We start from the raw sequence: 15,337 nt of genomic DNA on the forward strand, positions 1-15,337 counted from the left end.
TAAATAAATGTTAAATAATAAGAATCATCTTAAGGTTTATTCATATTTTCGTTAGCTTTAAACATAGGCAAAGCAGTATGTATCAAAAGTTAACAATCATTATTATTTTAGCATTAGCGTCTCTTGAGTTGGTGCAAGCTCAGGAACCAACATTCGGTAAATATGGAAATATCGACCGATATGTAAAAAGAACACCCGATAGCCTATCCCAGAATATTGTTTTACTGCACAATTATTTAGTAGCTCCTGCAGAAAGTAATGAAGATAAAATCCGAGCCTTTTACATGTGGATCATTACGAATATAAAATATGAAGATCAAGTAGAATTAATGTATGATTCGAACCTGCTTTTTTATATGGGATCAAATAACTGCTCATCGCCCGTTTGTGTTTTAAAGAAAGGGAAAGCAGTGTGTGAAGGGTTTTCAAAATTGTTTCAGTTTTTTTGTACTTATTCAGGTTTAGAATCCTATACCATCGGAGGGTATATCTCAAAGAATGGCGCCTTACAAGATCGAGCAACCCATTCCTGGAATGTTGTGAAAATAAATGATGAATGGCGCTTTTTTGATTTAAGTTGGGCCAATGCAATTCTTCATCATTCGGGAATTAAGAGTAAAACAAATGAGTTTTATATGGTTTCTCCTGAAGAATTCATTGTAAGCCATTTACCAATTATACCGATGTGGCAATTTTTAAACACCCCAATTTCAATACAAATATTTAATGCCGGGGAAGAGCCCATCAAAAAATATATGAATAGTGCTCCTGCCAATTACAATTATACCGATACTTTAATTCAATTCAACCGGATGTCTGGAGCCAATAAAAGGTTAAAAACGGCTCATGAAATATACAGAACAAACCCAAATAATAAATTCAATCTTGCCATCGAGTATTACAGATATGCTAGAAACATGAAGAATTTTGATGGAGAAATAGATCCTCGAAACTATTCTAGATTAATAAAAGCTCGGGGAAAAATGCAATTAGCAATTGATCTATTTAAATCCTCTTCCGACATCTCCTCGCAAATTATGCTTTTGCAAGTTAAAGCCGATATTGATAATATTGATAGATTAATTATTTCCGCAAAAAAACAGATCAGATATTTAAAATAAGCTATTTAAAAACTTCTTTTAGCGCAAGCTTATTATAAGCTTCTGGAATATCAAAAATAGAATCAGTAAAGAAAAAGTATGGTATGGTCCTTATTCATCGAATTCTTGATAAATAAAAGTCTTAATAAGGTTATCAAAATAGTAACATCTGTAAATTAAACTAAAATTATAAGAACAATCAATTTTAATTCTTTAGCACAATAACTATCTTTACTTACCAAATAAATAACTCCCATCTATTGAAATCATATCTTAAATATTTCTCAATCTTTTTGTTGATACTATTGTGTTCAAAATTGGCGTTTTCTCAAGTTTCGCACGAAAAAAATGAGAAAACGCGAATATTATTTATTTTCGATGCTTCTCAAAGCATGAATGGTTACTGGGAAGAATCAAAAAAGATTAATATAGCCCGTAGATTTTTGATTCAAATGATTGACAGTTTGGAATATGAAGACAATGTCGAACTGGCTTTAAGAGTATATGGTCATCAAAGTGTTGTCCCACCACAGGATTGCAACGACACCAAATTAGAGGTGCCCTTTAAACCTGGAAATGCGGGTGAAATAAGACAAACGTTACGATATATCACCCCGAAAGGAACAACCCCGATTGCTCATTCTTTAGAACTTGCAGCGAATGATTTTCCTGAAGTAAATTCCTTGACCCGTAATGTAATTATTCTTATTACCGATGGTGTAGAGGCTTGTGATGGCGATCCATGTGCAGTATCATTAGAACTGCAAAAAAAAGGAATCTTTTTAAAACCATTCATTATTGGAATAGGTTTAGATGTTGATTTTAAAAGTAGTTTCGAATGCATTGGAAATTTTATTGAAGTAAAGAAAGAAGAACGCTTCGGAGGAACGTTGGAGTATGTTATCTCTCAGGTTTTGAACAAAACTTCGGTACAAATAAATTTAATTGATGCCAATGGTTCTCCAACGGAAACTGATGTTCCCATGACGTTCTATAACTCTGTTTCGGGTAAAGTAAGATATCAATTTATGCATACCCTGAATGCAAAAGGAAATCCGGACACTTTATTTCTTGATCCGTTACTTACTTACGATATTACAATTCACACGATCCCTGAATTGCATCGCGACAGCATAAGTATTGTTGCAGGTAAGCACACTGCGATTGGATTTGATGCTCCTCAGGGGATGTTGAAAATTGCTTCTGCCAGAACAACCTTATACAAAGATTTAAAAATTCTTATCAGAAAAAACAAAGAGATTATTAATATTCAAATACCTAATGAAGTAACAAAATACCTGACTGGCAAATACGATTTAGAAGTTTTAAGTCTGCCTAGAATTTCAATTCCTGATGTTGAAATTAATCAAAGTAAAACGACATCTATCAAAATTCCTCAACCGGGTTTAGTTACTATTTTTAAACCAACATCTGGTCCATGTAGTTTGTTTGTTCAAAAAGGAAGTAAATTAGAATGGATTCATAATATCCCGGAAAAAACATTGAGAGAAACTTTGACACTTCAACCTGGAACGTATCATTTAATTTTCAGAAACAAAAATGCCTATCTGTCACAAAGCTCCAGAAAAACAAGTTTCGTGATTACTTCAGGTAAATCAATACCAGTACGCTTGTAATCTTATTGATTTACAATATTCTAAATATTAAAAAAAACCACATTTCAAAAGCTATTTATAATTGTTTACATGATGCTAAAAGGCATTTTTGTATATCTTTGCAGGCATTAATAAAACCTTACCAAGTTTTTATAATCTAAAATCTCATTTTCAAAAATGGATCTAAAAGAAAAGAAAAACCGAGTGGATCTGACAGCAACTGACATGGCTGCGAATAATGTTCGTATCCTTTCAGCTGCAATGGTAGAAAAAGCTAAATCCGGACATCCAGGTGGTGCTATGGGCGGTGCTGATTTTATCAACGTTCTTTATTCTGAATTTTTAAACTTTGACCCAACTGACATGAATTGGATTAATCGTGATCGATTTTTCCTTGACCCAGGTCACATGTCACCAATGTTGTATTCCATTCTTTCCTTAACCGGAAATTATACAATGGAAGAGCTTGCAAATTTCAGACAATGGGGAAGTCCAACTCCAGGTCATCCTGAGGTTGAAGTTGCAAGAGGTGTTGAAAACACTTCCGGTCCTTTAGGACAAGGTCATACAATGGCTGTTGGTGCTGCAATTGCAGAGCGTTTTCTAGCAGCTCGTTTTGGTGACTGGATGTCGCACAAAATTTACACTTTCATTTCTGATGGTGGAATCCAGGAAGAAATTTCTCAGGGAGCAGGTCGAATTGCAGGAACATTAGGTCTAAGCAATCTAATCATGTTCTACGATTCAAATAACATTCAACTTTCAACTAAAGTTGAAGAAGTTACTACTGAAGATACTGCTAAAAAGTACGAAGCTTGGAACTGGAATGTTATTACTATTAAAGGAAACGATGCAACAGCAATTCGTGAAGCCTTAGCTGCAGCGAACAAAGAAACTGAAAGACCAACCCTTATTATAGGAAAAACTCTTATGGGTAAAGGTGCAGTAACTGCAGATGGTACAAGTTTCGAAAATATGGTTTCGACTCACGGACAACCTATAGGAGCAGCAGGTGCATCAATCGGAAAAACAATTGAAAACCTTGGTGGAAATCCTGAAAATCCATTCCAGATTTTCCCTGAAGTTCAAGAATATTATGCCGAAGTTTTAAAGAAAAAACAGGCATTTGCTGATGCTAAAAAAGCTGAACAAGCTGAATGGACAAAAGCGAATCCTGAATTAGCAGCTAAATTAGAGAAATTCTTTAGCAACGAAGCTCCAGAACTTGACTACGAAGCAATTGTTCAAAAATCAGGCGATGCAACTCGTTCAGCATCATCGGTAGTTTTGGGTGAGCTTGCTAAAAATGTTGATAACATGATTGTGTCTTCAGCTGATTTAAGTAACTCTGATAAAACTGATGGTTTCTTGAAAAACACCAAAGCTCTTGCTAAAGGTGATTTCTCCGGAGCATTTCTTCAAGCAGGTGTTGCAGAATTAACAATGGCTTCTATCTGTAATGGTATTGCTCTGCACGGTGGTGTTATTGCAGCTTGTGGAACTTTCTTTGTATTCTCTGATTACATGAAACCTGCAGTTCGTTTAGCGGCTTTAATGCAAGTTCCTGTAAAATACATCTGGACTCACGATGCATTCCGTGTTGGAGAAGACGGACCAACTCATCAGCCAATTGAACAAGAAGCTCAAATTCGTTTACTGGAACAATTGAAAAATCACTCCGGGCAAATGAGTTTAATGGCTCTTCGTCCTGCTGATGCTGACGAAGCAACTGTAGCTTGGAAAATGGCAATGGAGAACACAAAAACTCCTACTGCTTTGATTTTTTCGCGTCAGAACATAACAAAACTTCCATCAAAAGGAAATCGTTATCAGGAAGCTCTTCAAGCTCAAAAGGGTGCTTACATTGTTGAGAAACCTGAGACTACTCCTGATGTTGTTCTTTTAGCAAGTGGATCTGAAGTAGCAACTTTAGTTGAAGGTGCTAAAATATTACGTGCTGAAAAAGGATTGAACGTACAAATTGTATCTGTTCCTTCAGAAGGATTATTCAGAACTCAATCTGCAGAATATCAAAACGAAGTCATTCCTGCTGGAATTCCCGTTCTTGGATTAACTGCAGGTTTACCTGTAACTCTTCTTGGCTTGGTTGGCCCTCTTGGCAAATCAATTGGATTGGATCATTTTGGTTATTCAGCTCCAGCTAGCGTATTAGATGAAAAATTTGGTTACACTGCTGAAAATGTTGCTAAAGAAGTAGAAGCTTTACTTCAAAAATAATATACATTGCAAATAAAAAAATCCGGGATCATTTCGATTCCGGATTTTTTTTGGCCCTATATTAAACCTTTTGCAAAGAAAATAGTCTTACCTAACGCATAACAAATGTGAAATAGCTATTTTTAAAATCCATTACTTGAATGCTAATTGATGAACAACAAATCTGACGAAGAAATACTGGAACTTTTTCGCGATAAAAATACGCAAAGTCAGGCATTTTCCTTCTTAGTGAAGAAATACCAGGAAAGATTATATTGGCAAATCAGAAAAATAGTTCTTTTGCACGACGACACGGATGATGTTTTGCAAAATACTTTCGTGAAAATATGGAAGGGCTTACAAAATTTCAGATCCGATTCCCAATTGTTTACCTGGATATTTCGAATTGCAACTAACGAAGCTTTAACATTTCTTAAGGACAAACAGAAAAAACATTTGGGATACGCTAATAGCGAAGTGGAAGATATGCTTTTAGCAAATTTAGAAGCAGATCCTTATTTTGATGCAAACAAAGCTCAGTTGGAGTTACAAAAAGCCATACTGAAGTTACCGGAAAAGCAACGTTTGGTATTTAATATGAAATATTTCGATGATTTAAAATATACTGAAATGTCTGAAATATTAGAAACTTCAGTCGGTGCCTTAAAAGCTTCCTATCATCATGCCGTTAAAAAAATCGAATCTTTCTTGAGCCTAAACGAAGTGTAAATTAAACCTATTACACTTCTGACAGTCTAAATACTACAATAAACATGAATAATCTGTCGAACATGAAAAACGATCAACCATTTAAGGTTCCTGAGGATTACTTTGAAAACCTAAGTGATCGGGTTCAGGAAAGAATTACAACAGAAGAAAATCCAAATAAAAGACTTTTACAAGTATTAAAACCATACTTCTGGATGGCTGCAAGTATAATTGGCATCGTTTTTATTGCCAAAATTGTGCTGACGACCTCTGTTTCTAACGATTATAAAATCCAACAGATTTCTCAAACAGAAAGTACAGCTATTGATACTCAAAAGACGAGTACTGGTTTGAATGAGCTGGATTGGTTCTCTGATGAAACTACTGAGGCTACATCTGATGAAATAATTGAATATCTTTCTGATTTTGATATCGATTCAGAATCTTTATTAGCAAACTTATAACAAACAAGACATGAACCGAACTTTAATCATATTAACACTTGTGCTTACTTTTAGTACATCAGGTATTGCTCAGGAAAAAGAACATGGTATGCATCATCAGATGAGTGAACGATTCGAAGCTCAAAAAATCTCTTTCATTACTCAAAAATTAGAATTGACACCTGATGAAGCTCAATTGTTTTGGCCTCTTTACAATGAATTGGGAAAAAAGAAGAAAGAAAACAGGGAACAAGCTAAAACTCTTTTCAGAAAACTACGAAACAACTCTGAAGAATTATCAGATAAAGAGTTAGGTGATATAAGTGACGAGTTGATTGAGCTTAAATTGCAGGAAGCCCACCTTCAAAAAGAATACCATCTAAAATATAAAAAGATACTTTCAGCTAAAAAAATTCTTACGCTTTATCATTCCGAAAGACAATTTCAAAGCATGCTGTTAAGGCAAATAAAAGAACGGGGAAAGCATCAACACGAAAAATAAAATTAAAAGAAAAAGGGCTGTCAGTTTGAAATCGACAGCCCTTTTTATATTTATTTGGAATATTTTTAAGACAAAACCAATCTATCAATTAGTTGATCCGGAGTCAGCTTTTCCTGATCTCCACTTTCCATATTCTTTAAACTAATAACACCTTCCTCTACTTCAGATTCTCCTACCAAAATCACAAAAGGAATATTTTTATTATTGGCATAAGTCATCTGCTTTTTCATTTTAGCAGAATCGGGGAATATTTCAGCATTAATTCCATTTGACCTTAACTTCGCCAGAATTGGCAAACAAAATGCCTCCTCTTTTTTGCCAAAATTGATGAACAACACTTTCGTTGTTATACCCGTATTAGTCGGAAATTTATCCATTTGCTCCAGCACATCGTAAATACGATCGGCACCAAAAGAAATACCAACTCCCGAAACATCCTTCAATCCAAAAATGCCGGTTAAATCATCATATCGTCCACCGCCGGTGATGCTTCCAAATTCCATATCCTTCGATTTCACTTCAAAAATGGCTCCGGTATAGTAATTCAATCCTCTGGCCAAAGTTAAATCCAATTCAACTTCTGTTTTTACATCAATCTGCGATAGATAAGTAAAAACTGTTTCCAGCTCTTCAATCCCACTCATTCCAACTTCCGAAGAAGAAAGAAGTTCTCTTAATTTGGCAAGTTTCTCCGAATTTGAACCTGATAACAATATTATTGGTTGAAGTTTATCGATTGCTTCTTGCGGAATTCCTTTATCAACCAATTCCTTATTCACATTTTCCAAGCCGATTTTATCCAGCTTATCAATTGCAACGGTAATATCAACGATCTTCTCAGCCTCGCCAATGATCTCGGCAATTCCAGCTAAAATCTTTCTATTATTCAACTTCACCACAACATTCAACTGAAGTCTTTTATATACTTGATCAACAATTTGAATAAGCTCAACCTCGTTTAAAAGAGAGTTGCTGCCAATCACATCAACATCACATTGAAAAAATTCACGATAGCGCCCTTTCTGAGGTCTGTCGGCTCTCCATACTGGCTGTATCTGATAACGCTTAAATGGAAAATCAATTTCATTACGATGCTGAACAACGTAACGTGCGAAAGGAACAGTCAGATCGTACCGAAGTCCTTTTTCACTTATTTTTGTGGCTAATTTTACAGAATTTTTTTCCCGAATTTGATCTTCATTGATTTTTGATAGATAATCACCAGAATTCAGCACTTTAAACAATAGTTTATCGCCTTCTTCTCCATATTTTCCCATTAGAGTAGAAAGATTTTCCATTGATGGTGTTTCTATTGGCATAAAACCATATAACTGAAACACCTCTTTTATGGTATCAAAAATATAGTTTCTCTTTACCATTTCAACAGGAGAGAAATCTCTTGTCCCTTTAGGAATAGACGGTTTTTGAGCCATTTTAAATTTTTATTTTGGTTATTTTATTAGAGCTACAAAATTATCAAATTATTTGACAGATACCACAGTATTCTCTTGAGATCTCTAATTGACTTACAAAAATAGAACAACTACTTACACCCTTATGAATAATTCAGGAGCCATGGCGAACGAAATAAACTCGGTCTAATGCCGATGAAATAAACAGGAAGCTCTGTTGAACATGGCGTACCGAATCAAACGAGCTCATAGCCTGTTCCGAGTAAAGAAAATACCTTCGTGAGTATTCGTGAAAATGTAGCTCACTAATTTATCCAATCGGTGTTATTCTATATTCTTTTTATTCTACGAAGAATGTTGGTGAAAAAATCGATAAGGATACCTAAAACAAATGGATAATACCAAAGTTTCATCTCAAGCACAAGTAGAAGAAATATTGAAATAAGAAAAAAAACATTCACTGATAATTTTAAATAATCAATAGTCAACCAATCCCTCAAACTTTTAAAGAACAAAAATTTTATTTGTATCCAAGAATACAATAGAATACCCATTGAGAAAAACACTTCACCATACGATAAATGCTTTATTAATAGGATACCTCCGAAAACAATAAAGACAACCCCAATATAGTAGATTGTCTTATAAACAGAAAAAGATTTCATTTTTTCAATTTAGAAATTTAATACTCAGAGGATATTCATAATCTTCCCCATTTAAGGTTTTTACAATTGCCATAACAACAAAAATCAAATTTACCAAGGCAAGCCCTATCAGCAATAAAATACCTATCCCTACAAATACCAATATTGCTGATACAAAAATGTATATAGACATCGAAATCTGAAAATTAATAGACTTTTTCCCTTCCCGATCAACCAGTTCGGAATAATCCTTTTTCATCGACCATAAAATAAGTGGACCTACTACATTTCCAAAAGGTATTATAACTCCTGCAAAAGATGATAGATGACAAAACATTGCCCAATTTTTCTCATCAGTAGGTGTTGCAAATTGATTCATGGGATTGAGTGTTAATTTGTAAATCAAAATTACAAAAACAAAGGGAAGAAAACCAATCTGCTTTCTTTCATTTTTATCCCCAGATTAAGCACTTAGGATTTTCTAAATAAGGCTCTCTCCGTTTCACTCCTGTGGATTAAAAATCTGAATTTCACCAGTATTAAAAGGCCGGAGCTTTCTGTCTTTTTCTAACAAATCCTCTAAATTATAGTCGATAGACCTGATCTGGTGACAAAATATCCATGTGTCCGCTTGTAATAATTACCAACATGAAAATAACAACAATTGTTACTATTTCTCAAAACATACAATCAACCAATCATATATTTAGCTCCCTCAAACCTGCTGGCTTATTAACAATAATTTACCACGAAACCCCACAGGAAGCTTAATTAACAGGCATTCTATAAAAAAATATCAAAAATAAGGAAGGTCGTTATAATTTGTTAATGGCTCCACTAAATGATAAAACGTCCATTATAATTTGTTAACGACTCCACGAAAGGCTTAGGCGAGCCATTATAATTTGTTAATGGCTTCACTAAATGATAAAACGTCCATTATAATTTGTTAATGACTCCACGAAAGGCTTAGGCAAGCCATTATAATATGTTAACGGCCCGTGCTTCTGCGGATTTTGCAGTCTGTAGTAAGGTGTTTCGGATTTTTAATCCGATTCCAGATACATCTATTTTCACTCCTATGGATTAAAAACCCACCACTCTCAACCGGCCAATTGCAAATCGGCGGTAGCAAATCATAAAATTAAAAAAGGTGAAAGCTTCAAAACAGAGCTTTCACCTTTTATGCTTTAATCAGCAAGCAGCTTTTTATATCTTATTCGCTTAGGACCTTCATCGCCCATGCGTTTCTTCCGGTTTATCTCATAATCAGAATATCCACCTTCAAAAAACTGCACATGTGAATTGCCTTCAAAAGCTAAAATATGTGTTGCAATACGGTCCAGGAACCATCGATCATGGGAAATTACAACGGCACAACCCGCAAAATTCTCCAATCCTTCCTCCAAAGCCCGAAGTGTGTTTACATCAATATCATTGGTTGGCTCATCGAGAAGTAATACGTTCGCTTCTTCTTTTAAAGTTAACGCCAAATGCAAGCGGTTACGCTCTCCTCCTGATAATACTCCGCATTTTTTTTCCTGATCGGCACCATTAAAGTTAAAACGCCCAACATAAGCTCTGGCATTTACAGTTCTACCACCTACATTTATTAAATCACCACCTCCTGAAATTACTTCATACACCGATTTCTCAGGATCTATATCAGCATGCTGCTGATCAACGTAACCAACTTTAACTGTGTCTCCCACTTCAAAAGTTCCTTTGTCCGGTTTCTCAAGATCCATAATCATCCTGAAAAGTGTCGTTTTACCAGCACCATTAGGACCAATTACTCCAACAATTCCTGCTGGTGGTAATTCAAACTCCAAATCATCATATAACAATTTACTCCCAAATGCTTTTGAAACAGCTTGTGCTTGAATCACCTTATTTCCCAAACGAGGACCGTTAGGAATAAATATTTCCAGTTTTTCTTCTTTATCTTTTAAATCCTCATTCATCATGCTATCGTAAGCACTCAAACGAGCTTTACTTTTTGCCTGACGAGCTTTAGGAGCCATTCGAACCCACTCCAATTCCCGTTCAAGGGTTTTGCGGCGCTTACTAGCAGTCTTCTCTTCCATTGCCATGCGTTGGGTTTTCTGATCCAACCAAGCACTGTAATTACCCTTCCAGGGAATTCCCTCTCCTCTATCCAACTCAAGAATCCATCCTGCTACGTTATCAAGGAAATATCTATCGTGAGTAATACTTATTACTGTCCCTTTGTATTGTGATAAATGTTGTTCCAACCACTCCACCGATTCAGCATCAAGGTGGTTGGTAGGCTCATCCAGCAATAAAATATCTGGTTCCTGCAATAGTAATCGACAAAGAGCTACACGTCTTCTTTCTCCACCAGAACAATTTTTAATTAACTCATCTCCCTCCGGACAACGCAATGCATCCATAGCTCGTTCCAATTTAGTATCCAGATTCCAAGCATCAAAATGATCAATCTTTTCCTGAAGATCAGCTTGTTCATCCATTACGGCCTGCATCTTATCAGCATTTTCAAGAACTTCCGGATCACCAAACTTCAGATTAACCGCTTCGTATGCATTCAAAGTATCAACGATTTCCTGAACTCCCTCTTCAACAATTTCTTTAACCGTTTTGCTATCATCTAATATTGGTTCCTGAGCCAAGTAGCCAATATTATGCTCCTTCGACCAAACAACATGTCCGTCGAATGAACTTTCTAAGCCTGCAATTATCTTTAGAAGAGTAGATTTCCCTGAACCATTAAGTCCAATAATTCCAATCTTAGCTCCATAGAAAAAAGACAAGTTAATGTTATTCAATACTTTTTTTTGTGATGAAAAGGTCTTACTGACCCTATCCATCGAAAAAATAATTTTTTTATCGTCAGCCATTATTTCGTTTTTATTTATTTCATTCAAATCCTGATCTGTAAAAATAGAAAAATTGCATTGAAAATTTATCAATTACATTTTCTTTAGAATTCTTAATTTTCAGCATGACAAAACCAATATTCTCATTTTATAATCTAAAATTGAACATTTGTTTTTTTATTATAGTTAAAATAATGTATTTTTAAGGATTAAATACTAGGGTTATTATGGAGAGAACAGCAAATAAAAAACTTTCGGAGTTACTGGAGCAAATAGGCATCGAAACAAAGAAGAAAATATATTGGGAAGAAACAATTGATTCTTCCGTTGTTGTAAAAACTCATCCGAACAAGAGAAATGTTCCCATAAAAGACGCGAAAATTCTTCTGGTAGAAGATCAACCGAGCAATAGAAAAACAATTGAAGTTTATCTAAAGCAAAAAGTTGGCAGTGTTGATATTGCTGAAAACGGGAAGCAAGCAGTTGAACTTTTTGAAAAAGAACAATATGATATTGTTCTTATGGATCTGCAAATGCCAATCATGGGAGGAATTGAAGCCTCATTACGCATGCGGAAAATAGAAGAAGAGCGTGAATTCTCTATTCCTATTATTGCATTTACTGCCAATTTCTATTCAGATGATAAAGAAGTATCAATTGAAGTAGGGATGGATGCTTATCTTTCAAAACCATTTCAATGCAAAACACTATTTGGTTTAATGCAAGAATACATTTAGAAATAACGGATAACAGATATAAAAAAAAGGGATCTTAACAGATCCCTTTTTTTAATATATTTTAATTTGGCTTAGCAACCAAAAATTGCATTTTCACCCAATTCTTCTTCAATACGAAGTAATTGATTGTACTTAGCCATACGGTCAGAACGGCTCAAAGAACCAGTTTTGATCTGTCCTGAATTAGTAGCAACCGCAATATCAGCGATGGTAGCGTCTTCAGTTTCACCTGAACGGTGAGAAGTTACTGAAGTATAACCTGCACGGTGAGCCATTTCAATAGCATTTAAAGTCTCAGTTAAAGTACCAATTTGGTTTACCTTAATCAAGATAGAATTAGCAGCCTTAAGCTTGATACCTTTAGCCAAGTAGTCAACGTTAGTTACGAATAAATCATCACCTACAATCTGACACTTATCTCCAATAAGAGCATTTAAAGCAACCCATCCATCCCAGTCACCTTCGTCCATACCATCTTCGATAGAATCGATTGGGTATTTAGAAATCAACTCAGCTAAATAAGCAGCTTGCTCATCAGAGTTTCTCTTAGCTCCGTTTGGCTCAAAAAGACTATAGTCATATACACCTTCTTTAAAGAATTCAGAAGCAGCACAGTCCATAGCAATTGAAACATCACCACCATCTTCTTTACGACCCGCTTTGTAACCAGCGTTTTTAATAGCAGTTAGGATACACTCAATAGCCTCTTCAGTACCACCTAACATTGGAGCGAAACCACCTTCGTCACCAACTGCAGTAGAAAGACCTTTACCTTTAAGAACTTTTGCAAGAGCATGAAATACCTCTGCACCCATTCTTAAGGCTTCGCGAAATGAAGGAGCACCAATAGGACGAATCATAAACTCTTGGAATGCGATTGTTGCATCAGAGTGAGAACCACCATTGATAATATTCATCATTGGAACAGGAAGAACATTAGCGTTAGCACCACCAATATAACGGTATAATGGTAATTCCGAATATTCAGCAGCAGCTTTAGCAACAGCCAAAGAAACACCTAACATTGCGTTAGCACCTAATTTAGATTTTGTTTTAGTACCGTCAAGAGCAATCATTGCTTTGTCGATAGCTACTTGGTTAGTAGCATCCATACCCATTATAACTGGAGCAATTACGTTATTAACATTTTCGACAGCTTTTAACACACCTTTTCCTAAGTAACGTAATTTATCACCATCACGTAGCTCTAAGGCTTCGTTTTCACCTGTAGAAGCTCCGGAAGGGACACCAGCGCGTCCCATATAACCACTTGCAAGTGTTACTTCAACTTCGATAGTTGGATTTCCACGTGAATCAAGAATCTCACGACCATGAACTTTTACAATTTCTGACATAACTAAATGTTTTATTGTTATTTATATTAGACTATATTCTAAATTTAAGCTCTAAAGACTACCAATTTAAGTAATATTTTTCAATAACAAATACCGAATCCATATGTTGTAATTACGCAAACGTTAGAAAAATCTTTAGGGCATTAAAAAAGGGATAAAGTTAGACTTTATCCCTTTTATATATTAAAAGGAAGTTTACTTTTCTTCCTCTTTAGTTGCTTCCGTTGAAGCCTCAGGTGCTTTATCGGCCTTAACCTCTTCAGCTTTTACTTCTGATACCTCAGTTGCTACTTCTTCTGAAGCTTTAGAACCACCACGTTTTCTACGAGTTGATTTTTTAGCTACAGCTTTCTTTTCAGTTAAGTAAGTCTCATTAAAGTCAACCAATTCAACCATACACATTTCTGCGTTATCACCTAAACGGTTACCAGTTTTTAAAATTCTGGTATAACCTCCGTTACGGTTAGTGATTTTTGGTGAAACTTCTCTAAACAACTCAGTAACCGCTTCTTTTTGCTTCAAATAACCAAAAACAATACGTCTTGAGTGAGTAGAATCAACTTTACTTTTTGAAATTAGAGGCTCAACATACATTTTTAAAGCTTTAGCCTTAGCAGTAGTGGTCGAGATTCTTTTATGCAATATCAAGGAAGAAGCCATATTTGCAAGCATAGCTTTTCTATGCGCTGTCTTTCTTCCTAAATGATTAAATTTCTTTCTATGTCTCATTTTCCCTTATTCCTTATCTAATTTATACTTAGAAATATCCATACCGAAAGTAAGATTCAAGGATACCAATAGATCATCCAGCTCGGTTAAGGATTTCTTACCAAAATTTCTAAATTTCAGAAGATCATTTCTGTTGAACTGTACCAAATCACCTAAAGTGTCAACATCAGCAGCTTTCAAACAATTCAAAGCACGAACTGAAAGATCCATATCTACCAGTTTAGTTTTCAATAGTTGACGCATATGCAATACTTCTTCATCAAACTCTTCGTTTGCAAATTTCTCGTCAGAGTCAAGAGTGATCTTTTCATCTGAGAATAGCATAAAGTGATAGATAAGAATTTTTGCAGCTTCTTTTAAAGCATCCTTAGGGTGAATTGAACCATCTGTTGTAATATCAAAAACCAATTTTTCATAGTCAGTTTTTTGCTCTACACGATAATTCTCAACAGCATATTTAACATTCTTGATTGGTGTAAAAATCGAATCAATCGGAATCACTCCGAATTCTACATCAACTGGTTTGTTCTCAACAGAAGGTACGTAACCACGACCTTTGTTAATAGCTAAATCCATTTGTAACTTAGCAGAGCTGTCCATCTTGCAAATTACAAGCTCTGGATTCAACACTTCGAAACCTGTTAGAAACTTGTTAATATCGCCAGCTGTAAAAGTATCCTGATCAGAGATAGTAATTGTTACCAATTCACTGTCTACTTCTTCAACTTTTTGTTTAAACCGAACTTGCTTCAGGTTCAGGATTATCTCAGTAACATCTTGGATTACTCCTGGTATAGTAGAAAATTCATGATCAACACCCTGTATTTTGATAGTCGTAATCGCAAATCCCTCTAGTGAAGAAAGTAGTATTCTTCTTAAGGCATTACCAATTGTTATACCATACCCAGGCTCTAATGGACGAAATTCGAATTTACCGAATTTATTGTCTGCGTCGAGCATGATAACTTTGTCCGGTTTCTGGAAAGCTAAAATTGCCATAAATTACTGATTAACTA

The 15,337-nt window shown here is 35.2% G+C and carries 13 protein-coding genes; 7 read left to right on the top strand and 6 right to left on the bottom strand.

Features of this window, described 5'->3' with window-relative positions; genetic code table 11:
- The first annotated feature begins 77 nt into the window (after positions 1-77).
- The 6 genes from ALGA_RS05705 to ALGA_RS05730 all read left to right on the top strand — a co-directional run bounded on the left by ALGA_RS05705 (position 78) and on the right by ALGA_RS05730 (position 6,586).
- Positions 78-1,121, top strand: coding sequence for a transglutaminase domain-containing protein (locus ALGA_RS05705; protein WP_096428411.1), 1,044 nt, complete (start codon positions 78-80; stop codon positions 1,119-1,121).
- Between the two features lie 296 nt (positions 1,122-1,417).
- Positions 1,418-2,737, top strand: coding sequence for a vWA domain-containing protein (locus ALGA_RS05710; RefSeq protein ID WP_145957574.1), 1,320 nt, complete (start codon positions 1,418-1,420; stop codon positions 2,735-2,737).
- A 156-nt stretch (positions 2,738-2,893) separates the two neighbouring features.
- Positions 2,894-4,954 carry a transketolase family protein gene (locus ALGA_RS05715; protein ID WP_096428413.1) on the top strand — a complete coding sequence of 687 codons (2,061 nt, stop codon included), beginning with the start codon at positions 2,894-2,896 and terminating at the stop codon, positions 4,952-4,954.
- 150 nt (positions 4,955-5,104) lie between these two features.
- Positions 5,105-5,662, top strand: coding sequence for an RNA polymerase sigma factor (locus tag ALGA_RS05720; RefSeq protein ID WP_096428414.1), 558 nt, complete (start codon positions 5,105-5,107; stop codon positions 5,660-5,662).
- A 62-nt stretch (positions 5,663-5,724) separates the two neighbouring features.
- Positions 5,725-6,105, top strand: coding sequence for a hypothetical protein (locus tag ALGA_RS05725; RefSeq protein WP_145957575.1), 381 nt, complete (start codon positions 5,725-5,727; stop codon positions 6,103-6,105).
- A gap of 10 nt (positions 6,106-6,115) precedes the next feature.
- Complete coding sequence (locus tag ALGA_RS05730; RefSeq protein ID WP_096428416.1) at positions 6,116-6,586, top strand: hypothetical protein; 471 nt, start codon at positions 6,116-6,118, stop codon at positions 6,584-6,586.
- A 65-nt stretch (positions 6,587-6,651) separates the two neighbouring features.
- On the opposite strand, the gene hisS is transcribed toward ALGA_RS05730, so the two are convergent.
- The 3 genes from hisS to ettA form a co-directional block, all read right to left on the bottom strand.
- Complete coding sequence (gene hisS, locus ALGA_RS05735) at positions 6,652-8,019, bottom strand: histidine--tRNA ligase (RefSeq protein WP_096428417.1); 1,368 nt, start codon at positions 8,017-8,019, stop codon at positions 6,652-6,654.
- Positions 8,020-8,667: 648 nt separating this feature from the next.
- A complete protein-coding gene (locus ALGA_RS05745; RefSeq protein WP_096428419.1) occupies positions 8,668-9,021 on the bottom strand; it encodes a DUF4870 domain-containing protein in 354 nt (117 codons plus the stop codon).
- Between the two features lie 811 nt (positions 9,022-9,832).
- On the bottom strand, positions 9,833-11,521 hold the full coding sequence (ettA, locus tag ALGA_RS05750; protein ID WP_096433452.1) for an energy-dependent translational throttle protein EttA: 1,689 nt from the start codon (positions 11,519-11,521) through the stop codon (positions 9,833-9,835).
- 206 nt (positions 11,522-11,727) lie between these two features.
- Between ettA and ALGA_RS05755 the strand changes: the two genes are divergently transcribed.
- The gene (locus ALGA_RS05755) at positions 11,728-12,237 is read left to right on the top strand and encodes a response regulator (protein ID WP_096428420.1); all 510 of its coding nucleotides are present in this window, start codon (positions 11,728-11,730) and stop codon (positions 12,235-12,237) included.
- A gap of 71 nt (positions 12,238-12,308) precedes the next feature.
- Here the strand turns inward: ALGA_RS05755 and eno are convergent, their stop codons facing one another.
- The 3 genes from eno to ALGA_RS05770 form a co-directional block, all read right to left on the bottom strand.
- Complete coding sequence (gene eno, locus ALGA_RS05760; protein ID WP_096428421.1) at positions 12,309-13,592, bottom strand: phosphopyruvate hydratase; 1,284 nt, start codon at positions 13,590-13,592, stop codon at positions 12,309-12,311.
- A gap of 195 nt (positions 13,593-13,787) precedes the next feature.
- A complete protein-coding gene (gene rplQ / locus ALGA_RS05765) occupies positions 13,788-14,321 on the bottom strand; it encodes a 50S ribosomal protein L17 (RefSeq protein WP_096428422.1) in 534 nt (177 codons plus the stop codon).
- A 6-nt stretch (positions 14,322-14,327) separates the two neighbouring features.
- Positions 14,328-15,320, bottom strand: coding sequence for a DNA-directed RNA polymerase subunit alpha (locus tag ALGA_RS05770; protein ID WP_096428423.1), 993 nt, complete (start codon positions 15,318-15,320; stop codon positions 14,328-14,330).
- Positions 15,321-15,337: the final 17 nt, after the last annotated feature.

This window comes from Labilibaculum antarcticum (assembly GCF_002356295.1).
Taxonomy (GTDB): Bacteria; Bacteroidota; Bacteroidia; order Bacteroidales; family Marinifilaceae; genus Labilibaculum; species Labilibaculum antarcticum.